Here is a 22,705-nt window from a genome sequence, read left to right on the forward strand (position 1 = left end):
GCAGACTGCGGGGGTGCCGGCCACGACCTCGCCCCGCCTCCCGGCCGTCTGGCTCGTGCTCGTCGGCATCGCGTCGGTGCAGCTCGGGGCTGCGGTGGCCAAGGGCCTCTTCGACGAGCTCTCCCCCACCGCGCTGGTGTGGCTGCGCCTCGTGACCAGCGCCGTGGTGCTCGCCGCGATCGCCCGCCCTCGCGTGCGCGGGCTGGGTCGGGCGGAGTGGAGCGTCGTGCTGGCCTTCGGCGCCAGCCTGGCGCTGATGAACTGGGCGATCTACCAGTCCTTCGCCCGCATCCCGCTCGGGATCGCGGTCACCTTGGAGTTCGTCGGCCCGCTCGCCGTCGCGCTGCTCGGCAGCCGTCGCCCGCGCGACCTGCTGTGGGTCGCGCTCGCGGCGGGCGGCGTGGTGCTGCTCGGGCTGCAGCCGGCGTCGCTCACGGCGGCTGGCGTGGCGCTGGCGCTGCTCGCGGGCGCCGCGTGGGCGGCGTACATCCTGCTGAGCGCACGCACCGGACGGCTGTGGTCGGGGCTCGACGGCCTGGCGCTCGCCAGCGTTGTCGCCGCCCTGCTCCTCGCCCCGGCCGCGATCCCGTCGGGCGGCGCCGACCTGCTCGACCCGCGGCTGCTCCTCCTCGGCGCCGTCGTCGGTCTCCTCAGCTCGGTGGTGCCCTACAGCCTCGAGATGGTCGCGCTGCGCACCCTGCGGCCGGCCACCTTCGGCATCCTGATGAGCCTGGAGCCGGCGGCTGCGGCACTCGCCGGGCTGCTGGTGCTGCGCGAGCTGCTCACGCCGCTGCAGCTGCTGGCCCTGGCGTGCGTCGTGGCCGCCAGCGTCGGTGCGACCCGGAGCTCGCGCCGGGCCGACCCCGGCCCGGAGGAGGTCGTGGCGAGCGGGTGAGGCCCCCCTCGCGCCGGGCCCCGGTCGGCGCCGGAGCTCGTCACGTGCTCGTCACCCAGTGTTGACGAGAGGGGTCTCCCGCGGCGGCTGCGACGGGGCTAGGTTCGCCGGGTGACCTCGTCGCTGCGCCGCCTCCCCCGCGTCCCGCGCCCCGTGCTCCGGTGGGCCGGGGAGCGCGTCCAGCGGTGGTCCGAGGCGTCCGTGCAGGGCTCACGCCGCAACGCGATGGTCGCGGCCACCGCCCTGACCCAGCGCCGCGTCGAGGCGCGCGAGGTGACCGACTACCTCGCCTCGCTGCACGGTCCCGCGGTCGCCTCGCCGCACGACGCGCACGGTGACGCTGCGCACGCCCGCCGCTGAGAGGGGCCTCGCTGCGGCATGATCCGCCCATGGCTGCTCGTCCGTCCCGCTCCGCTGCCGCGCCCGCTCCACGCGACCCTGCACCCGTGGCCGCACCCGAGGCCGCGCCCGGCGCCGCACCGGGCCTCCGCTTCCACGACGTCGTCTCCGCCGACGGCACCCGCCTGCGCGCGTGGGACAACGGCGCCGAGGGCCCGACCGTCCTGCTGTGCAACGGCCTCGGCACCAACCCGTGGGCCTGGCCCGCCCTGCTCGACCCGGCCTGCGGCGTCCACGTGGTCTCCTGGCAGCACCGCGGCACCGGGGGCTCGGAGCGGCCGGCCGACCCCGACCACACCGGCATCGACGCCTTCGTCGAGGACGCCGTCGCCGTGCTCGACGACGCCGGGCTTGACCGCGTGCCGGCGGTCGGCTGGTCGATGGGCGTCAACACCGCCTTCGAGCTGGCGCTGCTCCACCCGGACCGCGTCAGCGGCCTCTTCGCCGTCGCCGGGGTGCCGGGTCGCACGTTCGGCAGCATGCTGGGGCCGCTCGGCCTCCCCCGGCTCCTCAACGAGGCGGTCACCGTCAACGCCGCCCGCCTCGCCCGCCGCGCCGGACCCGTGCTCAACCCCGTCGCCCGCCGCCTGCCGGTCGGCCCCCGCGCGATCGCCGCGCTGTCGCACAGCGGCTTCATGCTCCCCGTCGCCGACGCCGAGGTGGCGGCCCGGGCGGTGCAGGAGTTCCTCACCACGCCGCTCGACTGGTACTTCCACATGGCGCTGCGCACCCACCAGCACGACCGCGTGCCGTTGAGCCGCCTCGACGTGCCGGCGGCCTTCGTCGCCGGCCGCTGGGACCTGCTCGCCGGCACCCGCGACATGCGCACGGCCGCCGAGCGCATGCGCGACGCGGAGTACGTCGAGCTGCGGGGCTCGCACTTCCTGCCCCTGGAGCAGCCGGGCGAGGTCCACACCCGGCTGCTCGCCTTCCTGGCCCGCCTCGACGGCAACGAGGAACCCGGGGCCTGAGCAGCCGCACCCGAGGTGACCGGCGGCCGCCGGTCACCTCGGGTGCGTCGTCGGGGTGCGGCTCAGTGCTCCTGGATCTTCGCGTAGGGGTCGACGCCGTCGACGAGCGCGCCCAGCGGCGCCACCTGCGTGGTGCGCAGCGACGTCGTCGTCCGGCGGCCCTCGACGGCCGAGCCGACCGAGCGCGTGCGCGGGGCCCGGGCGTACCACGCCGCGATCCAGCGGTTGTAGCCCTCGAGGACGCGCTTGCTGCGCAGACGCATCACCGCCTCGTCGCTGGCGAGGGCGACCGGGGTCCAGTTCAGCGAGCCGTTGACCGTGACGAACGCCCCGCGCTGGCCGGCGTAGCGGCCGCGGATCGTCAGCACCTTGGTGTGGAGGTAGCGGTCGTAGACGCCGTCGCCGTCGGGGTCCTGCACGAGCTGGCGGAAGGGGATCGGGCCGCGGCGGCCGTTGCGCATGAGGCGGAGGACCTCGTTGCCCATGACGGCGTAGATGATCTGCACCTGGCAGCCGCCGTCGTAGAGCCGGCGCACCTTGCGCGCCAGGCGCACGCCGCGCTCGCCGTGCCACGACGTCATCGCGATCTTGAGGCGCGTGCGCCGGTCACCGGTGTTGGTGGCGCCCCAGCAGCGCACCCGGTCGAGCTCGCGCATCGTGGGGTCACCGGCGGTGCCGCTGCCGGTCCACGGCATGAACATCGTGGTCAGGCCCTGGAACTGGCGGACGCGGTAGCCCTGGGCGCGGGTGCGGTCGGCGTACATCTGGTCGAAGACGCGCAGGAACTCGTCGTAGACGTTGCGGCGACCGCGGGTCGTGAAGACGTCGTTCCACTGGTGGCTGGCGGCGAGGTCGGTGAGGTTGGCGGAGCCGTTGACGACGACCCAGCGGGTCGGGCCGACCTGGCTGAAGAGGAAGAACTTCGAGTGCGCGATGCCGCGCTGGCCGCGGCAGGCGCTCACGCAGCGGCGCACACCCGAGCGCATCGCGGGCTCGCGGGTGGCGTTGCCGTGCCGCGAGAGCACCCGGCGCAGCCGGTCGACGCCGGGGTTGGGGTTGTCGGGGTTGGCGTTGCCGCGGTCGACCACCACCCGCACGCTGACGCCCCGCTTGTGGGCGGCGACGAGCGAGTCGACGATGGTGTCGTTGCGCAGGTTCCAGCTGGCGATGCGGATCTTCTGCCGCCGCATGACCGAGTCGATGCTGCGGCGGACGTGGCGGTTGATCGCGCGCTTCTCGCGCTTGGAGCCGAGCGGGTCGTTGACGGTGATGCCGACCGGCGGCTTGTACCAGTCGGCCTGCGCCGGCGCGGCGGGCCCGGCGACGACGAGCAGGCCGACGAGCAGGGCGAGCACGGTGCTGGTGACGATGCCGCCGCTCACGGAGCTGGTCGCGCGGCTGCGGGGCGTGGTGGTGCGGACGATCCGGGGCAGCGTGAGGCGCTGCTTCGGGCGGGTCATGGAACGGCTGCTCCCTCGAGCGTGGTCTGTCCGGACCGCGGTCCGGTGGTCTGGACCCGTGGGCCCGCGTCACCGTAACAACTCAGGAGAGCTTCTCCAGGACCAGCGTCCGGACACGCCCGGCGTCGGCCTGCCCGCGCATCTCCTTCATGACCGCGCCGATGAGCGCGCCGGCCGCCGCGACCTTGCCGTCGCGGACCTTCTGCGCGACGTCGGGGTTGTCGGCGATGGCCTTGTCGACCGCCGCGGTCAGGGCGCCCTCGTCGGAGACGATCGCGAGCCCGCGGGCGGCGACCACCTCCTCCGGCGTGCCCTCACCGGCCACGAGGCCGTCGAAGACCTGGCGGGCCAGCCCGTCGTTGAGGCTGCCGGCCTGGACCATCGCCTGCACCGCGGCCACGTCGGCCGGCGTGACCCCGAGGTCGCCGATCTCGCGGCCGGTCTCGTTCGCGCGCCGCGCCAGCTCGCCGAGCCACCACTTCCGCGCCGCCTGCGGCGACGCCCCCGCGGCGACCGTCTCCTCCACCAGGCCCAGGGCGCCGGCACCGACGGTGTCGCGCATGTCGAGGTCGGAGAAGCCCCACGCCGCCTGCAGCCGGGCCCGGCGCTCGGTGGGGTTCTCGGGCAGCGTGCCGCGCAGCTCCTCGACCCAGGCACGCGACGGTGCGACGGGCACGAGGTCGGGCTCGGGGAAGTAGCGGTAGTCCTCGGCGTCGGACTTCTCCCGACCGCTCGTGGTCACGCCGGTGTCCTCGTGCCAGTGGCGGGTCTCCTGCAGGACGGTGCCGCCGCCGGCGAGCACGGCGGCGTGCCGCTGCACCTCGTAGCGCACCGCGCGCTCGACCGAGCGCAGGGAGTTCACGTTCTTCGTCTCCGAGCGGGTGCCGAGCACGCCGGAGCCCTTCGGGGCCAGCGAGAGGTTGACGTCGGCGCGGATCGAGCCCTGGTCCATCCGCGCGTCGGAGACACCGAGGGCGACGATGAGGTCGCGCAGCTGGGCGACGTAGGCGCGGGCCACCTCGGGAGCGCGCTCCCCCGCACCCACGATCGGCTTGGTCACGATCTCGATCAGCGGGATGCCCGCGCGGTTGTAGTCGACCAGCGAGTAGTCGGCGCCGTGGATGCGGCCGGTGGAGCCGCCGACGTGCAGCGACTTGCCGGTGTCCTCCTCCATGTGGGCGCGCTCGACGTCCACCCGGAAGGACTCCCCGTCGGCCAGCGTGACGTCCATCCAGCCCTCGAAGGCGATGGGCTCGTCGTACTGCGAGGTCTGGAAGTTCTTCGGCATGTCGGGGTAGAAGTAGTTCTTCCGCGCGAAGCGGCACCACTCCGCGATCTCGCAGTTGAGCGCCAGGCCGATGCGGATCGCCGACTCCACCGCGGTGGCGTTGACCACCGGCATCGAGCCCGGCAGGCCCAGACAGGTCGGGCAGACCTGGGTGTTGGGCTCGGCGCCGAACTCGGTGGCGCAGCCGCAGAACATCTTCGAGGCGGTGCCGAGCTCGACGTGGACCTCGAGGCCGAGGGCCGGGTCGAAGCGCTCGAGGGCCTCCTCGTAGGTCAGCAGCTCGGTCTCGGTGGCGCTCACGCGCGGGCTCCTTCGGGGGCGGCGGTGCGGGGCTGGGCGGCGAGGGCCGGCGCCTGCGCCAGGAGCGGACCGCCCCAGCGCTGCTCGAGCGCGGCCTCGAGGGCCGCCCCCACGCGGTAGAGCCGGTCGTCGGCCGTGGCCGGGGCCAGCACCTGGAAGCCGGCCGGCAGGCCGTCCTCGTCGGCCAGGCCGCTGGGCAGCGACAGGCCCGGGACGCCGGCGAGGTTGGCCGGGATGGTGGCGAGGTCGTTGAGGTACATCGCCAGCGGGTCGTCGAGCTTCTCGCCGAGGCGGAAGGCGGTCGTGGGCGAGGTCGGGCTGACCAGCACGTCGACCTGGCCGAAGGCCGCCTCGAAGTCGCGCGAGATCAGCGTGCGCACCTTCTGGGCCTGGCCGTAGTAGGCGTCGTAGTAGCCGCTGGACAGGGCGTAGGTGCCGATGACGATGCGGCGCTTGACCTCGTCGCCGAAGCCGGCGTCGCGGGTGGCGCGCATGACCTGCTCGGCGCTCGGCGCCTCGACGCCCTCGGGCAGCACCCGCAGGCCGTAGCGCATCGCGTCGAAGCGGGCCAGGTTGCTCGAGGCCTCGCAGGGCATCACCAGGTAGTAGGTCGCGAGGGCGTGCACGAAGCTGGGGCAGGACACCTCCACGACCTCGGCCCCGGCGGCGACCAGCAGGTCGAGGGAGTCGCGGAAGCGCGCGAGCACGCCGGCCTGGTAGCCCTCGCCGCCGAGCTCGGTGATGACGCCGACGCGCAGGCCGGCCAGGTCGCCGGCCGCGCCCTGGCGAGCGGCCTCGACCAGGCCTGGCAACGGGGCGTCGATGCTGGTGGAGTCGCGCGGGTCGTGGCCGCCGACCAGCTCGTGGAGCAGGGCGGCGTCGAGCACCGTGCGGGTGACCGGGCCGACCTGGTCGAGCGAGTTGGCCATGGCCACGAGGCCGTAGCGCGAGACACCGCCGTAGGTGGGCTTCACGCCGACCGTGCCGGTGACGGCACCCGGCTGCCGGATCGACCCGCCGGTGTCGGTGCCGAGCGCGAGCGGCGCCTCGAAGGCCGCGACCGCGGCCGCGGAACCGCCACCCGAGCCGCCCGGGATGCGCTCGAGGTCCCACGGGTTGCGGGTGGGGCCGTAGGCGGAGTGCTCGGTCGAGCTGCCCATGGCGAACTCGTCCATGTTGGTCTTGCCCAGGATCGGCAGGCCGCCCTCCCGCAGGCGGGTGACCACCGTGGCGTCGTAGGGCGGGAGCCAGCCCTCGAGGATCCGCGAGCCGCAGGTGGTCGCGAGCCCGCGGGTCGCGAGCACGTCCTTGACCGCGATCGGCACCCCGTCGAGCGGCGAGCGCACCTCGCCGTCGGCGCGTCGCCGGTCGGACTCGGCGGCCGCGGCCAGGGCGCCCTCGGCGTCGACCTGCAAGAAGGCGTGGACGCCCGCGTCGGGGCCGCCGTCGACGGCGTCGATGCGTGCGAGGTGGGCCTCGGTGAGCGCCACCGAGGTGGTCTCGCCCGCGGCCAGGGCGTCGGCGAGCGCGGCAGCGCTGCGGCGGGTCAGGTCGGTGCTCATCAGGCCTCCTCGCCCAGGATGCGCGGGACGGCGAAGCGCTGCTGCTCGTGGGCCGGGGCGCCGGCCAGGGCGTCCTCGGCGCTCAGGCCCCGCACCACCACGTCGTCGCGGAAGACGTTGGTCAGCGGCAGCGGGTGGGAGGTCGGCGGCACGTCGTCACCGGCCACCCCGCGGATGGAGGCGACCGACTCGAGGATCACCGACAGCTGCGGGGCGAGGTGGTCGAGCTCGGCGTCGGAGAGGTCGATCCGGGCGAGGTCGGCGAGGTGCGCGACCTCCGCCCGGGTGATCCCGCCGGCCGGCGCGGCGCCGCGGTCGGCACCGCGGTCGGGGCCGCTCTCGGGGGCGTGCTCGGGCTGCTCAGGCATGGCCCCGATCCTAGGCCCGGCGCCGGGGGCCGGCGGACCCGGGCGGGCACGGCCGGGTGGCGAGGGCCGGGGCCGAGGGCGGGGGTGGCGGGGCGGTGCGCGCGCGTCAGCTGCCGGTGAAGGGCCGCGCGGTCGACGCGGCGTCGAGGTGGCCGGGAGCCCCGACGACCTCGAGGCGCAGCTCCCCCGCGCCCGCGGGGGCCCGCGTGCGGAGGGTGACCGTGCTCTTCGACGTCGTCGCCGCGCTCGTGAGCGTGGCCGCGGCCTGGCCTCCGCTGGGCGTCCAGGTCAGGCGCACCCGCAGGCCGGTCGCCGGTCCGCTCGTGCAGTCGTACGCCCGGGTCACGGTGCCGGTGACCGTGATGCTCGCGCCGGTCGTCGCCGCGGCCGGCGCGGAGATCACGGCGAGCGCGGGGGTCCAGCTGCCCGCCACCACGTCGCCGACGAGCTGCTCGACCGCCGGTCGGCCCGCGGCCCCGGCGTAACGCACGCGCAGCGCGCCGGAGACCTTGAGGAGGGCCGGCAGGGACCAGGTGCCGTCGGCGGCGGTGCGGCCGCTCCCGACGCGCACGGCCCGGCCGCCCGGCGGCGTGACCGTGGCGGACACCGTGGCCGACGGCAGGCCCGCGACGACGCCGTCGCGCGCGAGCGTCAGGCGGCCGTTGACCACCGACGTCGTGCCCCAGCCGACGTCGCCGTCGGCGACCGCGGCCGTGAGGCCCGAGACCGGCGTGCGCACGGTCAGCGGGCCGAGGTCGACCCGGTCCGCGACGTACGCCGTCGAGCCGGGCAGCGCCGCCGCGAGGGCGCCGCTCGTGGTCGGCTTCGCGGTCAGGGTCCAGGAGCCGTCGAGGGCCACCTTCGCCGAGCCGAGCCGCTTCACCACCACGCGCTCGACGCCGGTCGCCGACGTGGTAGTGCCGGTGACGCTCACCGGCACGACCGCGCCGGCGACGGGCACGTCGACGGGACCGTCGGGTCCGGTGACCTGCCGCACGAGGCTGCCGCTGACGGTGAGCACGTCGCCGTGCCACACGGTGGCCGCCGAGGCGGAGGCGGTCAGCCGCGGCGCGCAGGTGCCGGCCGTGACCGCCTGGGTAGGGGCCGTGGCCCCGCCGAAGCCGTGGGCACCCAGGGACGCGGCGACCAGCGTGAGCGGTGCCCGGGTGGTCAGCCGGGCGACGGCGCCGTCGTGGGTGGTCGTGACGGTGCCGGCGCTGCTGCTGGCGCCGGTGGCCGTGGTCTTGCGGAAGGCCACCTCGAGGCCCTTCACCGGCCGGGAGGAGGCGGTGTCGACGACGGTGCCCACGACGACGGCCGGCGCACCCGCGCAGACCGAGGCGGTCGGGAAGTCGGTGACGCGCTGACCGGCGGTGGTCAGCTCGAGCGTCACCGGGCGGGTCGCGGTCGGCCGGGCGAAGGTGAGCGGCACGGCGACGGACCGGGTGGACCCGGCCGAGTCGGTCACCGTGGCGGTGACCGTCGTCGCCGTGGCCGAGGTCGCCGAGCAGGTCACCTCGGTCGAGACGGCGCCCGGCGAGGCGAAGGTGCAGTCGCGCCGGGTCGCCTTCCAGACCACGGTGGCGAGGCTGCGCCCGCTCGGCAGCACCGGCGTCACCGTCGCCTGGGTCGGGAGCCCCGGCACGGCCGGGTTGTTGACCGCGAGCGTCGCACCCAGGGTGCTCGGCGTGCCGGTCGTGCCGCCCCCGGTGCCGTCGCCGCCGCCGACGAGGAAGCGGGAGTCGGCCGCGTTCCAGTGGCCGTCGAGCCAGCCGCCCGGATCGGGGAAGGTGGAGAAGTAGTCGTCGCCGCCGCAGTCGAGGAGGTAGCCGCTCGCCGCCGGGCAGACGAAGCGCATCGTCACCCCCGCGCCGTCTGCGTAGCACATCGTGTCGTGCTCGTCGGTGCAGTGGCCGGCGGCGGTGCCGTTCGGTGCGGCGCTCGACACCGCGCCGAGCGTGTGCACCAGCTCGTGCGCCTCGACGGAGTGCTGGCCGGCGAGGCTGCCGAGGCCCCAGCACCCCGAGTCCACGCGGGCGTACTGCGGGTAGGCGCCGTTGTTGGGGTTCGCCTGGTCCTCGCGGTCGCCGAGGTACATGCTGGCGACCCCGCAGAGGACCGAGGCGTCGGTCCACACGAGGTACTTCCGCGACGGCGCCGTGTGGCCCTGGGCCTGCACCGCGGAGATGGCCGAGCCGAAGGACGACAGCGACCCGGGCGGCACGGTCACGTTCAGCACGCTCGGCACGCACGTGCCCTCGGTCGTCCCCGGCTCGCTGACGTAGCGGACCCGACGCACCCCGCCCGTCAGGGCAGCGGACCGGTTGACCACGTCGTCGACGCCGGCGGCCCAGACCCGCATGCTCGCCACGAGGTCGGCGTAACGGTTCGGGTCGTCGGACTCCACGACGTACATCGCCTGGGTGCGGTAGCCGGCGCTGCCGTCGCCGTCGCAGGCGACCTCGGGCGAGCTGACCGCGGCCTCGGCGGTGGTGGGCACGCCGAGGTCCTCGGCGACCTCGTGGGCCCGCTCGCCCGCGCCCTCCCGGGCGGCGAGGACGTGGGTGGGCACGTGCGCGGTGACGTCGACGCCCGGCGGGGCGACGTCGGCGTGGACGCAGGCAGGGGGCGCGCCGGGCAGGCGCAGCCACTCCCCGGAGGGGCACGCCGACGGTCCGGCGACCTGCACCGCGCGGAAGCCGAGGCCCACCACGGCGCAGGCCGCGGCGAGGAGCACCGCGCTCACGAGGAGCGGGAGCAGGCGGCGCAGCGGGCCGGGCAGGGCACGGGACACGGTCCGACGGTCCCAGGCCGGGCGGGCGGACGGGGGGGGTGCGCGGCCCACTCCGGACCGGCCGGGGGCGAGGTCGGGACGGAGGTCCCGGTCCGGGCCGCTCAGCCCGCAGTCGCCTCGGTGGGCTCCTCGCCGGGCTGCTCGGCGGGCTCCTCGGTGGGCTCCTCGACGCCGGGGAGCACGCCGGCCGGCCCCTCCGCCAGCAGCCGCACGAAGCCCTCCTCGTCGAGGACGGGCACGCCCAGCTGCTCGGCCTTGTCGGCCTTCGAGCCGGCGGCCTCGCCGACCACCACGTAGTCGGTCTTCTTCGACACCGAGCCGGCCGCCTTGCCGCCCCGCGCGAGGATCGCCTCCTTCGCCTCGTCGCGGCTGAAGCCGGTCAGCGACCCGGTCACCACGACCGTGAGGCCCTCGAGCGTGCGCGGCACGGAGGCGTCGCGCTCGTCGGCCATCGACACGCCCGCCTGCTCCCAGGCGTCGACGATGCGGGCGTGCCAGTCGACGGTGAACCACTCGGTGAGCGACGCGGCGATGGTCGGGCCGACCCCCTCGGCGGCGGCGAGCTCCTCCTCGCTCGCTGCGCGGATGGCGGCCATCGACCCGAACTCCTGCGCCAGCGCCCGGGCCGCCGTCGGCCCGACGTGGCGGATCGACAGCGCGACCAGCACCCGCCACAGCGGCACCTGCTTGGCCCGGTCGAGGTGGTCGAGCAGCCGGCGCCCGTTGGCGCCGAGCACGCGCCCCTCCCCCTCGCCCTTCTTGGCCGCGCGGGTGAACATCGGCACCCGCAGCAGCCGCTCCTCGTCGAGGTCGAACACGTCGCCCTCGTTGTCGATGACCCCGGCCTCGAGCAGTGCGGTCGCCGCCTCGTAGCCGAGACCCTCGATGTCGAAGGCGCCACGACCCGCGACGTGGAAGACACGCTCCCGCGCCTGCGCGGGGCAGGCCTCGTGGTTGGGGCAACGCAGGTCGCGGTCGCCCTCCTTCTGCTGGTAGAGCGTCGACCCGCACGCTGGGCAGGTCGTCGGCATCTCCCACTCCGGCAGGCCCTCGGGCCGCAGCGCGAGCACCGGCCCGACGATCTCGGGGATCACGTCACCGGCCTTGCGCAGGACGACCGTGTCCCCCGGGCGCACGTCCTTGCGCCGCACCTCGTGGGCGTTGTGCAAGGTGGCCTTCTCGACCGTCGAGCCGGCGACGCGCGTGGGCCGCATCCGCCCGAAGGGCGACACCCGGCCCGTGCGCCCGACCTGGACGTCGATCGCGAGCAGCTCGGCGTTGACCTCCTCCGGGGGGTACTTGAACGCGATGGCCCAGCGCGGGGCGCGGCTGGTGGAGCCGAGCCGTCGCTGCAGGGCGACGTCGTCGACCTTGACCACGACGCCGTCGATCTCGTGCTCGACGTCGTGGCGGTGCTCGCCGTAGTGGGCGACGAACTCCTGCACCCCGGCCAGGTCGGGCACGACGCGGGCGCGGTCGGACACCGGGAGGCCCCAGGCGGCCAGGGCGTCGTACGCCGCGGACTGCGAGGTCGGCTCGAAGCCCTCGCGCGCCCCGAGCCCGTGGCACACCATGCCGAGCGAGCGGCTCGCGGTGACCCGGGGGTCCTTCTGCCGCAGCGAGCCCGCCGCGGCGTTGCGGGGGTTGGCGAAGACCGGCTTGCCGGCCTCCGTCATCGCCTCGTTGAGCTGCTCGAACGCCCGCACCGGCAAGAAGACCTCGCCGCGCACCTCCACGAGTCGCGGCACGGGGTGCTCGTCGGTGCCGGTCAGCCGGGTCGGCACGGTGTCGATGGTGCGCACGTTGGGCGTGACGTCCTCGCCCGTGCGGCCGTCGCCGCGCGTGAGCGCACGGACCAGGCGCCCCTGCTCGTAGAGCAGGTTGATGGCGAGCCCGTCGACCTTCAGCTCGCAGAGCAGCGCGGGCGACTCCGCACCCTCGCGGGCGAGCCGGGCGTGCCACGCGGCGAGCTCCTCGTCGGTGAAGACGTTGTCGAGGCTCTCCATGCGCTGCAGGTGGTCGACGGCGGTGAACTCCGTCGAGACGGCACCGCCGACCTTCTGCGTGGGTGAGTCGGGGGTGCGGAGCTCGGGGTGCTGCTCCTCGAGCGCCTCGAGCTCGCGCACCCGGGCGTCGAAGTCGGCATCGGAGAGCGTGGGCGAGTCGAGCACGTAGTAGCGCCAGCGGGCGTCCTCGACCTCCTCGGCGAGCTGCCGGTGCCGCTCGCGGGCCTCGGGCTCGGCGGGCTCGGCGGGCTCGGGCGGGGTCGTCATGGGCACATCCTGCCGTGCCCCACCGACACCGACCTCACACCGACGCCGGCGCACGCGGGCTGGTGCCGGGCGGGGGGTGGTCGTACCGTGGCGACGGACAGAACGAAACCGTTCCGTATCATCGAGGCACGCTCGAGGAAGGAGGCACGCGGTGACGCCCGAGGCTCCGCAGCCCCGCCCCCGCGTCGAGGGCGACCGCGAGCAGGAGGTGCTCGACGCGGCACTGGACGTCCTCGTCGAGGTCGGCTACGACCGGCTGACGATGGACGCCGTCGCGACCCGCGCCCGGGCCTCGAAGGCCACCCTCTACCGGCGCTGGGCAGGCAAGGCCGCACTCGTCACCGACGCACTGGCCGCGGCGCGGGGGCCGCTCGTGACCTCCGACACCGGCACCCTGCGCGGCGACCTGCTCGCCGCGTTCTGCGGGCCGGGAGGCTTCACCGAGCCGTCCCACGTGCGCCACCTCGCCAGCGTGGCCACCGCGATCGCCACCGACCCCGAGTTCGCCGCGGCCTTCCGCGAGCGGGTCGTCGCCGCCAAGCTCCTCGCGCTGCGGGGCGTCTTCGAGCGCGCCGCGGCCCGCGGCGAGCTGCGCGACGACGCCGACCTCGACGTCCTGGCCCCCACGCTCCCGGCGCTGCTGGTGCACCGCTGCCACGTGCTGGGCGAGCTCCCCGACGACGCCCTGGTCGAGCGCGTCGTGGACCAGGTGGTCCTCCCCGCGGCGCTGCGCCCGGCCCACCCCGACCGCCGACCCGACCGCCGTACCCACTCCTGAACCGAGAGGCTGCCCCATGTCCGACCGCACCGCCGACGAGGCCGCGCCGGCCACCGGCCCCGAGGGCCCCACGAGCGTCGGCGCACCCGCCCACCTCGGCTGGGCCCTCGTCGTCATCTCCGTGGCCCAGTTGATGGTCGTCCTCGACGGCACCATCGTGAACATCGCCCTGCCCTACATCCAGCGCGACCTGGCCATCAGCGAGGCCAACCTGACGTGGGTCGTCACGGGCTACGCCCTGGCCTTCGGCTCGCTGCTGCTGCTGGGCGGACGCCTCGGCGACCTCTACGGCCGACGCAAGGTCTTCACGGTCGGCCTCGTCGTCTTCGCCGTGGCCTCGCTGCTGGGCGGGCTGGCGACGACCGAGCCGCTGCTGCTCGCGGCCCGCGGACTGCAGGGCCTCGGCGCCGCGATGGCCTCCCCCGCCGCGCTGGCGCTGATCGCGACCACCTTCCCCGCGGGCCCGCAGCGCAACCGCGCCTTCGCGGTGTACGCCGCGATGTCGGGTGCGGGCGCGGCCGTCGGGCTGCTGCTCGGCGGCTGGCTCACCGGGCTCGAGTCCGTCGCGGGCGTCGACGTCGAGGGCTGGCGCCTGACGCTGCTGATCAACACCCCGATCGGCATCGGCGCCGCGCTGCTCGCGCCGCGCTTCCTGCGTGAGTCCGAGCCGCACCCCGGCGAGATGGACCTCCTGGGCGCGGTCACCGGCACGGTGGGCCTGCTCGGTCTGGTCTACGGCTTCAGCCGCGCCGGCGAGGACGGCTGGACCGACCCGCTCACCCTGGTCAGCCTGCTGGGCGGCGCCGCGGTCCTCGCGGTCTTCCTGCTCGCCGAGCGCCGCGTCGCGCACCCGCTCCTGCCGACCCGGGTCTTCGCCCACCGCACGCGTGCGGCGTCCTACCTCGCGATGTTCCTGGCGCCGGCAGCGATGTTCTCGATGTTCTACTACCTCGGCCGCTACATCCAGGTCGTCATGGGCTACAGCCCGATCGAGGCAGGCGTGGCCTTCCTGCCCTTCTGCGTCGGCATCGTCGTCGCGGCCGGGCTGTCGTCGAACCTGGTCAACCGCGTCGACGCCCGCTACCTCGCCGGCACGGGCACGCTGCTGGCCGCGATCGCGCTCCTCGGCTTCTCGCGCATCCCCTACGACACCAGCTTCCCGGTCAGCGACGTGCGGGCCGACTACGTCACCGACGTGCTGCCCTTCATCGTGCTGATGTCGCTCGGCATGGGCTCGACCTTCGTGCCGCTGACGCTCACCGCGGTGCACCACCTGCGCGCCGAGGACTCCGGCATCGGCTCCGGCGTGCTCAACACGATGCAGCAGGTCGGCGGGGCCGTGGGCCTGGCCGTGCTCTCGACGCTGGCGACCCGCACCATCACCGACCGCAGCGGCGAGCTCGCCGACGCGGCCGGCCGCGCGGCGGCCGGCGGGGCCACCCCGCCCGCGGGCGCCTCGCCGGAGCAGCTGCAGGGGCTGATCCTCGGGCAGTCCTTCGCCGAGGGCGCGACCGACGCCTTCCTGCTCGGCTCCGTGATGATGCTGGGCGCCTCGCTCGTGGTGTGGACGCTGCTGCGCGTCAAGCACACCGAGCTGGCCACCGACGGCCCCGACGGGGCGGCCGTCCACGTGTGACGGTCCGCCCGGCGCGCGGGCGGGGGCGCGCGACGGAGCCCCGGGGCACCGCCCCGGGGCTCCGTCCTGCCTCAGGAGGCGAGGGACTCCTCGATCGCCTCCACGAAGGCGGGGAGGTCGTCGGGGTTGCGACTGGTGATGAGGTTGCCGTCGACGACGACCTCCTCGTCGGCCCAGTCGCCGCCGGCGTTGCGCACGTCGTCGGCCAGGCTCGGGAAGGACGTGAGCCGGCGACCCTGCGCCAGCCCGGCCGAGATCAGCAGCCAGGGCCCGTGGCAGATCACCGCGAGCGGCTTGCCCGCCTCGTCGACGCTGCGCACCAGCTGCTGGGCGTCCTCGTCGGTGCGCAGGTGGTCGGCGTTGACGGTGCCGCCCGGCACGACGAGCGCGTCGACGGTGTCGGGGTCGAGGTCGGCGACGGAGCCGTCGACCTCCACGACCTGCTTCTTCTCGGTGTCGCCCTCGACGGTCTGGATCGGGTCGCCCGACACCGAGTGCACGACGACCCGGGCGCCGGCCTCGCGGAGGGCGTCGCGGGGCGTGACCAGCTCGGCCTCCTCGACGAAGTCGCTGGCGATGATGGCGATGGTGCGTCCGGTCAGGTCGGCCACGGGGTTCCTCTCGACGGGTGCGTGCGTGCGCCGGGTCGGTACCCCGCAGCCGCCCCCTTGCAACGCGGTGTCCCGGTCGCTTCCCCAGCGGTCGAGCCCTGGGGTAGCGACGCGGACACCGCGTTGCATGCCGCAGGTGGGACGCCCGGCCGGCTCAGCCGAGGCCGGCGGCGGCGCTCCGGGCGAGGAGCAGCGCGCGCCGCGCCCAGGCGGGCGAGGCACCGGCCAGGCCGCAGCCCGTCGTGATCACCAGCGACCCGGCCACCTCGGCGGGGTCGAGCCCCACCACCTCGAGCAGCCGCAGCACCCGCTCGGTGGGCTGCTCGTGGCCCGGGTCGCGCGCCGGGTCGGTGGAGGGCAGCACGCCGAGGCCGACCACCTCGCCGGCCTCCAGCGCCGTTGCCAGCTCGTCGAGGTCGGCGGGGCCCAGCACGTCGGCGTCGACGAGCAGCCCGCGGGCGCCCGCGCCGCGCACCAGGCCCCACGGCACGTCGGGCGCGCACGCGTGGACCCACGGCTCGACGCCGGCGTCGCGGGCCGCGCCCAGCACGGCCTCGAGCCCGGCGGCCAGCTCGGGGCGGTCGACGGCGCGGTGGCGCCCGAAGCCGGAGGCGGTCGGCACCCGGGCGCCGGCCACCGCGGCGAGCGCCGGCTCGTCGACCTGGAGCACCAGCCGCTCGACCCCGGGCAGCCGCCGTCGCAGGTCGGCGACGTGGGTCGCGACCCCCTCGGCGAGCGCCTGTGCCAGCTCGCGGCGGGCCCCGTGGTCGGCGAGCACCTTGTCGCCGCGCGGCCGCTCGACGGTGGCCGCCAGCGTCCAAGGCCCGGCGACCTGCACCTTGAAGGCGCCGGTGAGCCCCTCGGCCCGCTCCTCCAGCGCGTCGAGGTCCTGAGCGAGGAGTGACCGTGCGCGCCGGTGGTCGACGCCACTGCTCTCCGCGCCGCCGCCGGTGAGCCGCCAACCGGCGGGCTGCAGGTCGGCTCCCAGCTCGGCGAGCACGGCCAGCCCGCGGCCGGTCATCGCGGCGGTGACGCCGCGGCCGGGCACCTCGGGCAGGAAGGGCAGGCCCCGCTCGTGACCGCCCAGCTCGTCGAGGACGACGCGCACCCCCTCGTCGTACGCCGCCTGGTCGGTGCCGGGCAGCGAGCCCACGCCGGTGCCGAGCGGGACCCGGGTGGCCGGGTCCGCGCTCACGCGGGCACCCGGCGGGTGGTCTCGATCGTGGCGGAGCCGACGACGCGGGTGCCGTCGTAGACGACGACGGCCTGGCCCGGCGCGATGCCCTCGGCGTGGTCGAGCAGCTCGACCTCGACCCGGTCGGCGCTCGCGCGCACGCGGGCCCGGTGCTCGGCGCCGTGGGCCCGCAGCTGCACGGCCGCGTCGAGCACCTCCCCGGCGGCGGGCGGCGCGCCGCACCACCGAGGTCGGCTGCCGACCAGGCCGTGCACGGCGAGCCGCTCGCGGGGGCCGACGGTCACGGTGCCGGTGACCGGCTCGATGTCGAGCACGTAGCGCGGCCGGCCGTCGGGCGCGGGCCGCCCCAGGCGCAGGCCCTTGCGCTGCCCGATCGTGTAGCCCCAGCTGCCCTCGTGGCGCCCGAGCACCTCACCGGTCGCCTCGTCGACGACGTCGCCGCCCTGGTGGGGGGCGCGGTCGCCGAGCGCGCCGCGCAGCCAGCCGGCGGTGTCGCCGTCGGCGACGAAGCAGACGTCGTGGCTGTCGGGCTTGTCGGCGACCAGCAGCCCGCGCGCGGCGGCCTCGCGGCGCACCTCGTCCTTGGGGGTGTCGCCGAGCGGGAAGAGGGCATGGCGCAGCTGGGCCTGGTCGAGCACGCCCAGCACGTAGGACTGGTCCTTGCCGGGGTCGAGGGCGCGGTGCAGCTCCACCCGGCCGTCGGCACCCGTGCGCAGCGAGGCGTAGTGGCCGGTGGCCACCGCGTCGAAGCCGAGGGCGAGGGCGCGGTCGAGCACCGCGGCGAACTTCACCTTCTCGTTGCAGCGCAAGCAGGGGTTGGGGGTGCGGCCGGCGGCGTACTCGGCCGTGAAGTCCTCCACGACGTCGGCGTGGAAGCGCTCGGAGAGGTCCCAGACGTAGAAGGGGATGCCCAGCACGTCGGCCGCCCGGCGGGCGTCGCCTGCGTCCTCGACCGTGCAGCAGCCGCGGGCGCCGGAGCGGTAGGACGCCGGGTTGCGGGAGAGCGCGAGGTGGACCCCCGTGACGTCGTGGCCGGCGTCGACGGCGCGGGCGGCGGCGACGGCGGAGTCGACCCCGCCGGACATGGCCGCGAGGACCCGCATCAGCCGCGCCCCGCGGCTACGGCGCCGGCGGCGCGCGCCCGCTCGACCACCGGCCCGATCGCGGCGACCAGCGCGGCGACGTCGGCGGCGGTGCTGCTGTGGCCGAGCGAGAAGCGCAGCGACGAGCGCGCCCGGCGGTCGTCGTGACCCATGGCAAGCAGCACGTGGGAGGGCTGCGGCACCCCGGCGGAGCAGGCCGAGCCGGTGGAGCACTCCAGGCCGCGGGCGTCGAGCAGCATGAGCAGCGAGTCGCCCTCGCAGCCGGGGAAGGACAGGTGGGCGTGGCCGGCCAGCCGCTCGGCGCCGGCGCCGTTGAGCACCGCGTCGGGCACGGCGGCCTGCACGCCGCGCACCAGCTCGTCGCGCAGGGCGGCGAGGCGCACCGCCTCCTGCTCGCGCGCGGCCACGGTCTCGACGACCGCCGCCGCCAGGCCCGCGACGGCGGCGGCGTCGAGGGTGCCGGAGCGCACGTCGCGCTCCTGCCCCCCGCCGTGCACGAGCGGCACCAGGTCGAGGTCGCGCCGGGCCACGAGCGCACCCGCCCCGACGGGTCCGCCGACCTTGTGGCCGGTGACGGCGAGGGTGTCGACGCCGACTGCGGCGAAGTCGACCGGCAGGGTGGCGACGGCCTGCACCGCGTCGGTGTGCACCGGCACGCCGTGGGCGGCGGCCAGCGCGGCGACCTCGGCGACGGGCTGCACCGTGCCGACCTCGTTGTTGGCCCACATGCAGGTGACCAGCGCGACCGAGCCGGGATCGCGTGCGAGCGAGGCCTCGAGGGTCGCGAGCTCGAGGCGGCCCTCGGCGTCGACGGGCAGCAGCTCGACCACGGCACCCTCGTGCGCAGCGAGCCAGTCGAGGGCGTCGAGCACCGCGTGGTGCTCGACGGCGGGCGCGAGCACCCGACGACGCGCGGGCTCGGCGTCGTGGCGCGCCCACCACAGGCCCTTGAGCGCGAGGTTGTCGGCCTCGGTGCCGCCGGAGGTGAAGACCACCTCGCCGGGGCGGCAGCCGAGCGCGGCGGCCAGCGCCTCGCGCGACTCCTCCACGACGCGGCGCGCGCGGCGGCCCGAGGCGTGCAGCGAGCTGGGGTTGCCCACCCGGCCGAGCTCGGCGGTCACCGCGGCCACGGCCGCGGCGCGCACCGGCGTGGTGGCGGCGTGGTCGAGGTAGACGGCGGGGGTGCACAGGTCGTGCGGCACGGCTGGCATGGCGCGCACCAGCGTACGGCGCCCCGCCCGGCACGCACGAACGCGGCCGCCCGCGGACGGGCCGGGACAGCCGCGGCGCCGCCCCGCCCGAGGGCGAGTCAGCCTCGCGGCGCCAGCGCGGCGAGCACGCCGCTGTGGTCGGTGCCGGGCACCGACACCCGGCGCACGTCGGTCACCGCGAGCTCGGGCCCCACCAGGACGTGGTCGATCTGCACGAGTCGCGGCGCGCGCAGCGGGCCGACCCCGACGCGCCCCTGGGCGGGCCAGGTCGGGGCCCACCCGGCCCCGGTCAGCTCGGTGGCCGAGCGCAGCCCGACCCGCGCGTAGTCGTGCAGCGGCGCGTGGTCGGGCGTCGCGTTGAGGTCGCCGGCCACGACGTCGACGCCGGCGCGGGCGGCGTCGAGCACGACGGCGTGGTCGGCCGCCCACGCGTCGGCGTCGCCGATCGGCGGGCGGGGGTGGGTCGCGAGCAGCGTGAGGTCCCCACCGGGCGCGCGGACGTCGACGACCCACGACCCAAAGCCCGTGGGCAGCGGCCGGTCGGGGCCGAGCGGCACCCGCGAGAGCACGACGGTGCCGGTCACCCACTCCCCCGGCTCACCGGCCCGGTGGGGCCACCGCGACGCCGCGCCGGCGGCGTCGAGCCGGGCGAGAGCGTCGGGCGTGACCTCGCTCAGCACGAGCACGTCGGCGTCGCCCCGCTCGGCCTCGGTCACCACCCGCTGGGGGTCGGCGCCGCCCCCGAGCAGGTTGAGCGCGAGCAGGCGCAGCCGGGGCGTGCCGTCGGGCACCACCGCGGGCGCGCCCACCAGCTGCGGGGCGACCCACGCGGCGTGCACCCCGGTGAGGGCGAGCAGGACCACGGCCGCCGCGAGGGTGCGGAGCCGGCGGCGGCGTCGCGCGGCCGTGACGAGCGCGGCGAGCGCCAGCACGGCGTACGCCGGGAGGGCGAGCGGGGCGAACGACGCCGCCCGGACCGCGGGCCCCCACCCGGTCTGCGACGCCCGGGCGAGGGTGACCCCGAGGCAGCCGAGCAGCACGACGACCACGAGCGACCCCAGGAGCAGGCGGCCCGCCCGCGCGGCGCCGGCGGGGCGCACGCTCAGCCGACCCTGCCGCGCCGCAGCAGCACCAGGTCGTCGCGGTGGACCACCTCGCGCTCGTAGGCCGCGCCCAGCTCGCGCTTGAGGTCGGTGGTGCTGCGACCCACGAGGCGGGGCACCTCGGCGGCGTCGAAGTTGACCAGGCCCCGCCCGACGACCGCGTCGTCGGGCCCGCACAGGTCGACCGGGTCGCCGGCCACGAAGTCGCCGCGCACCCCCGTCACCCCGGCCGCGAGCAGCGACGCGCGCCGCTCGGTGAGGGCGCGCACCGCGCCGGCGTCGAGCAGCAGCGCGCCGCGGGTGTCGGTGGCGTGGGCCAGCCACAGCAGCCGGGTCGGCCGCCGTCGGCCGGTGGCGTGGAAGAGGGTGCCGACGGGCTCGCCGGCGACGGCCTCCGCGGCGCGGTCGGCGGAGGTGAGCACGACCGGGATGCCGGCGCCCGTGGCGATGCGGGCGGCCTCGACCTTGGTGACCATGCCGCCGGTGCCGACGCCCGCGGCGCCCACCGACCCGGTGGCGACCTCCGCGAGGTCGGCCTCCGAGCGCACGTCGGTCAGCAGCCGCGCTCCCGGGCGGCTGGGCGGACCGTCGTAGAGGCCGTCGACGTCGGAGAGCAGCACCAGGAGGTCGGCGTGCACCAGGTGGGCGACGAGGGCGGCGAGGCGGTCGTTGTCGCCGAACCGGATCTCGGAGGTCGCCACCGTGTCGTTCTCGTTGACGACCGGCAGCACCCCGAGCTCGAGCAGGGTGGCGAAGGTCTGGTGGGCGTTGCGGTAGTGCGCGCGCCGCGTGACGTCGTCGACGGTGAGTAGCACCTGCCCGGCGGTGAGGCCGTGGCGCGCGAGCTCCTCGGTGTAGCGGTGCACGAGCAGCCCCTGGCCCACCGAGGCCGCGGCCTGCTGCGCCGCCAGCCCGCGCGGGCGCCGAGCGAGCCCGAGGGGCGCCAGGCCGGCGGCGATCGCGCCGGAGGAGACCAGCACGACCTCGGCGCCGGCGGCCCGCACCGACGCGAGCACGTCGACGAGGCGGCGCACCCGTGCCGGGTCGATGCCGCCGGCGGCGGTGGTGAGCGAGGACGAGCCCACCTTCACCACGACGCGGCGGGCCGCCGTGACCTCGGGGCGCAGGCTCACCCCGGGTCGCTCTCGGACCAGTCGGGGTCGTCCGCACCGCCGATCTCGTAGGACGAGGGGCCCTGCCCACTCCCGGTGCCGCGCCCGGTCTGCTCGCCGACGGTGAGGCCGAGGCGGCGCGCGACATCGGCGCGGGTCTCGCCCTCGGCGCGGTCGGGCATCGCCTCGTCGATGAGGCGGCGGCGGCGCGCGGCGGGGCGCTCGTCGGAGAACCGGTTGTCCTCGCCGCGACGGCCCAGCACCTCGGCACCGGCGTCCATGCCGGGCTTGAAGTCGAAGACCACGGCGTCGTCGGGATGGCCGATCAGCACGGCGTCGCCCTCGACCGCGCCGAGCTCGAGCAGCCGCTTCTCGACGCCGAGGCGGTCGAGCCGGTCGGCGAGGAAGCCGACCGCCTCGTCGTTGCTGAAGTCGGTCTGGCGCACCCAGCGCTCGGGCTTGGTGCCGCGCACGCGCCAGCCCTCCTCCTCGAGCACGACCTCGAAGTCCTCGCCGCCGTCGACCGACGGCGGTCTCAGCACGATGCGCTCCGCCTCGACCACCGGCGCCGCGGCGCGGGCCGCCTGCACGATCTCGGCCATCGCGAAGGTGAGGGCCCTGAGCCCCTCGCCGGAGGCGGCCGAGACCTCGAAGACACGCAGGCCGCGCTCGCGCAGCTCGTCGACGACGAAGGAGGCGATGTCGCGCCCGTCGGGCACGTCGACCTTGTTGAGCGCGACCAGCCGGGGCCGGTCCTCGAGACCGCCGTAGCGGGAGAGCTCGGACTCGATCACGTCGAGGTCCTCGACCGGGTTGCGGCCGGGCTCGATCGTCGCCGTGTCGACGACGTGGACGAGCGCGGCGCAGCGCTCGACGTGGCGCAGGAACTGGTGGCCCAGCCCCCGGCCCTCACTGGCCCCCTCGATCAGGCCCGGCACGTCGGCGACCGTGAAGACGGTGTCGCCGGCCGTGACCACGCCGAGGTTGGGCACCAGCGTCGTGAACGGGTAGTCGGCGATCTTGGGCCGTGCCCGCGACATCGCGGCGATGAGCGAGGACTTGCCGGCGCTCGGGAAGCCGACGAGCCCCACGTCGGCGACGACCTTCAGCTCGAGCACGATCTCGAGCTCCTCGCCGGGCTCGCCGAGGAGCGCGAAGCCGGGTGCTTTGCGCTTGGCCGAGGCGAGGGCGGCGTTGCCCAGGCCGCCGCGGCCGCCCTGGGCCACGACGAGCTCGGTGCCCGGGCCGACCAGGTCGGCCAGCACCGTGCCGTCGGGACGCGCCACGACCGTGCCGTCGGGCACGGGGAGCACGAGGTCCTTGCCGTGGCCGCCGTTGCGGTGCGCACCGGCCCCGTGGCCGCCGTGCTCGGCACGGCGCTTGGGGCTGTGGTGGTAGTCGAGCAGCGTCGTGGTGCCGGGGTCCACCCGGAGCACCACGGAGCCGCCAGGGCCGCCGTTGCCCCCGTCGGGTCCACCGAGCGGCTTGAACTTCTCGCGGTGCACCGAGGCCACGCCGTTGCCGCCGCGACCGGCGCTGACGTGGAGGACCACGCGGTCGACGAAGGTGGGCAGGGCCATCAGGGTGCTCCTCGAGGAGGGTGGGAAGGCGACGAAGGGCGCCCCTGTGCAGGGACGCCCTTCGAC

The 22,705-nt window shown here is 76.2% G+C and carries 18 protein-coding genes; 5 read left to right on the top strand and 13 right to left on the bottom strand.

Features of this window, described 5'->3' with window-relative positions:
• The first annotated feature begins 13 nt into the window (after positions 1–13).
• The 3 genes from BJ989_RS14000 to BJ989_RS14010 all read left to right on the top strand — a co-directional run bounded on the left by BJ989_RS14000 (position 14) and on the right by BJ989_RS14010 (position 2,265).
• A complete protein-coding gene (locus BJ989_RS14000) occupies positions 14–895 on the top strand; it encodes an EamA family transporter (protein ID WP_179518715.1) in 882 nt (293 codons plus the stop codon).
• A 111-nt stretch (positions 896–1,006) separates the two neighbouring features.
• Positions 1,007–1,255: a hypothetical protein gene (locus BJ989_RS14005; RefSeq protein ID WP_179518716.1), complete on the top strand. Its 249-nt coding sequence runs from the start codon at positions 1,007–1,009 to the stop codon at positions 1,253–1,255.
• 86 nt (positions 1,256–1,341) lie between these two features.
• Positions 1,342–2,265 (top strand): alpha/beta fold hydrolase, encoded by a 924-nt coding sequence (locus BJ989_RS14010; RefSeq protein ID WP_179518717.1) that lies wholly within the window; start codon positions 1,342–1,344, stop codon positions 2,263–2,265.
• A gap of 62 nt (positions 2,266–2,327) precedes the next feature.
• Here BJ989_RS14010 and BJ989_RS14015 read toward each other — a convergent pair whose 3' ends face one another.
• From BJ989_RS14015 to ligA, 6 genes are all read right to left on the bottom strand, one after another.
• Positions 2,328–3,725 (bottom strand): phospholipase D-like domain-containing protein, encoded by a 1,398-nt coding sequence (locus BJ989_RS14015; RefSeq protein WP_179518718.1) that lies wholly within the window; start codon positions 3,723–3,725, stop codon positions 2,328–2,330.
• An 82-nt stretch (positions 3,726–3,807) separates the two neighbouring features.
• A complete protein-coding gene (gene gatB / locus BJ989_RS14020) occupies positions 3,808–5,313 on the bottom strand; it encodes an Asp-tRNA(Asn)/Glu-tRNA(Gln) amidotransferase subunit GatB (protein ID WP_179518719.1) in 1,506 nt (501 codons plus the stop codon).
• Positions 5,310–6,875 carry an Asp-tRNA(Asn)/Glu-tRNA(Gln) amidotransferase subunit GatA gene (gene gatA, locus BJ989_RS14025; RefSeq protein WP_179518720.1) on the bottom strand — a complete coding sequence of 522 codons (1,566 nt, stop codon included), beginning with the start codon at positions 6,873–6,875 and terminating at the stop codon, positions 5,310–5,312. The genes gatB and gatA overlap by 4 nt, the downstream gene beginning before the upstream one ends.
• Positions 6,875–7,243 carry an Asp-tRNA(Asn)/Glu-tRNA(Gln) amidotransferase subunit GatC gene (gene gatC / locus BJ989_RS14030; RefSeq protein WP_179518721.1) on the bottom strand — a complete coding sequence of 123 codons (369 nt, stop codon included), beginning with the start codon at positions 7,241–7,243 and terminating at the stop codon, positions 6,875–6,877. The genes gatA and gatC overlap by 1 nt, the downstream gene beginning before the upstream one ends.
• Positions 7,244–7,349: 106 nt before the next feature.
• Positions 7,350–10,037, bottom strand: a complete 2,688-nt coding sequence (locus BJ989_RS14035; protein ID WP_179518722.1) for a hypothetical protein — start codon at positions 10,035–10,037, stop codon at positions 7,350–7,352.
• Between the two features lie 101 nt (positions 10,038–10,138).
• Entirely contained in the window at positions 10,139–12,310 is a 2,172-nt protein-coding gene (ligA, locus tag BJ989_RS14040; RefSeq protein WP_179518723.1) for an NAD-dependent DNA ligase LigA, read from the bottom strand.
• Positions 12,311–12,461: 151 nt separating this feature from the next.
• Between ligA and BJ989_RS14045 the strand changes: the two genes are divergently transcribed.
• Both BJ989_RS14045 and BJ989_RS14050 read left to right on the top strand, forming a co-directional pair.
• On the top strand, positions 12,462–13,088 hold the full coding sequence (locus tag BJ989_RS14045; RefSeq protein WP_343049385.1) for a TetR/AcrR family transcriptional regulator: 627 nt from the start codon (positions 12,462–12,464) through the stop codon (positions 13,086–13,088).
• 16 nt (positions 13,089–13,104) lie between these two features.
• On the top strand, positions 13,105–14,724 hold the full coding sequence (locus BJ989_RS14050) for an MFS transporter (RefSeq protein ID WP_179518725.1): 1,620 nt from the start codon (positions 13,105–13,107) through the stop codon (positions 14,722–14,724).
• Positions 14,725–14,795: 71 nt separating this feature from the next.
• Here the strand turns inward: BJ989_RS14050 and BJ989_RS14055 are convergent, their stop codons facing one another.
• The 7 genes from BJ989_RS14055 to obgE form a co-directional block, all read right to left on the bottom strand.
• Positions 14,796–15,335 (bottom strand): type 1 glutamine amidotransferase domain-containing protein, encoded by a 540-nt coding sequence (locus tag BJ989_RS14055; protein ID WP_343049386.1) that lies wholly within the window; start codon positions 15,333–15,335, stop codon positions 14,796–14,798.
• Positions 15,336–15,489: 154 nt separating this feature from the next.
• Positions 15,490–16,530, bottom strand: a complete 1,041-nt coding sequence (locus BJ989_RS14060; RefSeq protein WP_179518727.1) for a uroporphyrinogen decarboxylase/cobalamine-independent methonine synthase family protein — start codon at positions 16,528–16,530, stop codon at positions 15,490–15,492.
• Entirely contained in the window at positions 16,527–17,633 is a 1,107-nt protein-coding gene (mnmA, locus tag BJ989_RS14065) for a tRNA 2-thiouridine(34) synthase MnmA (protein WP_179518728.1), read from the bottom strand. Before mnmA ends, BJ989_RS14060 begins: the two co-directional genes overlap by 4 nt.
• The gene (locus BJ989_RS14070) at positions 17,633–18,844 is read right to left on the bottom strand and encodes a cysteine desulfurase family protein (RefSeq protein WP_179518729.1); all 1,212 of its coding nucleotides are present in this window, start codon (positions 18,842–18,844) and stop codon (positions 17,633–17,635) included. The genes mnmA and BJ989_RS14070 overlap by 1 nt, the downstream gene beginning before the upstream one ends.
• A 98-nt stretch (positions 18,845–18,942) precedes the next feature.
• A complete protein-coding gene (locus BJ989_RS14075) occupies positions 18,943–19,944 on the bottom strand; it encodes an endonuclease/exonuclease/phosphatase family protein (protein ID WP_179518730.1) in 1,002 nt (333 codons plus the stop codon).
• A 2-nt stretch (positions 19,945–19,946) separates the two neighbouring features.
• Positions 19,947–21,080: a glutamate 5-kinase gene (gene proB, locus BJ989_RS14080; RefSeq protein WP_179518731.1), complete on the bottom strand. Its 1,134-nt coding sequence runs from the start codon at positions 21,078–21,080 to the stop codon at positions 19,947–19,949.
• The gene (obgE, locus tag BJ989_RS14085) at positions 21,077–22,639 is read right to left on the bottom strand and encodes a GTPase ObgE (RefSeq protein WP_179518732.1); all 1,563 of its coding nucleotides are present in this window, start codon (positions 22,637–22,639) and stop codon (positions 21,077–21,079) included. Before obgE ends, proB begins: the two co-directional genes overlap by 4 nt.
• Positions 22,640–22,705: the final 66 nt, after the last annotated feature.

The organism is Nocardioides perillae, assembly GCF_013409425.1.
In the GTDB taxonomy this organism is placed as follows: Bacteria; Actinomycetota; Actinomycetes; order Propionibacteriales; family Nocardioidaceae; genus Nocardioides; species Nocardioides perillae.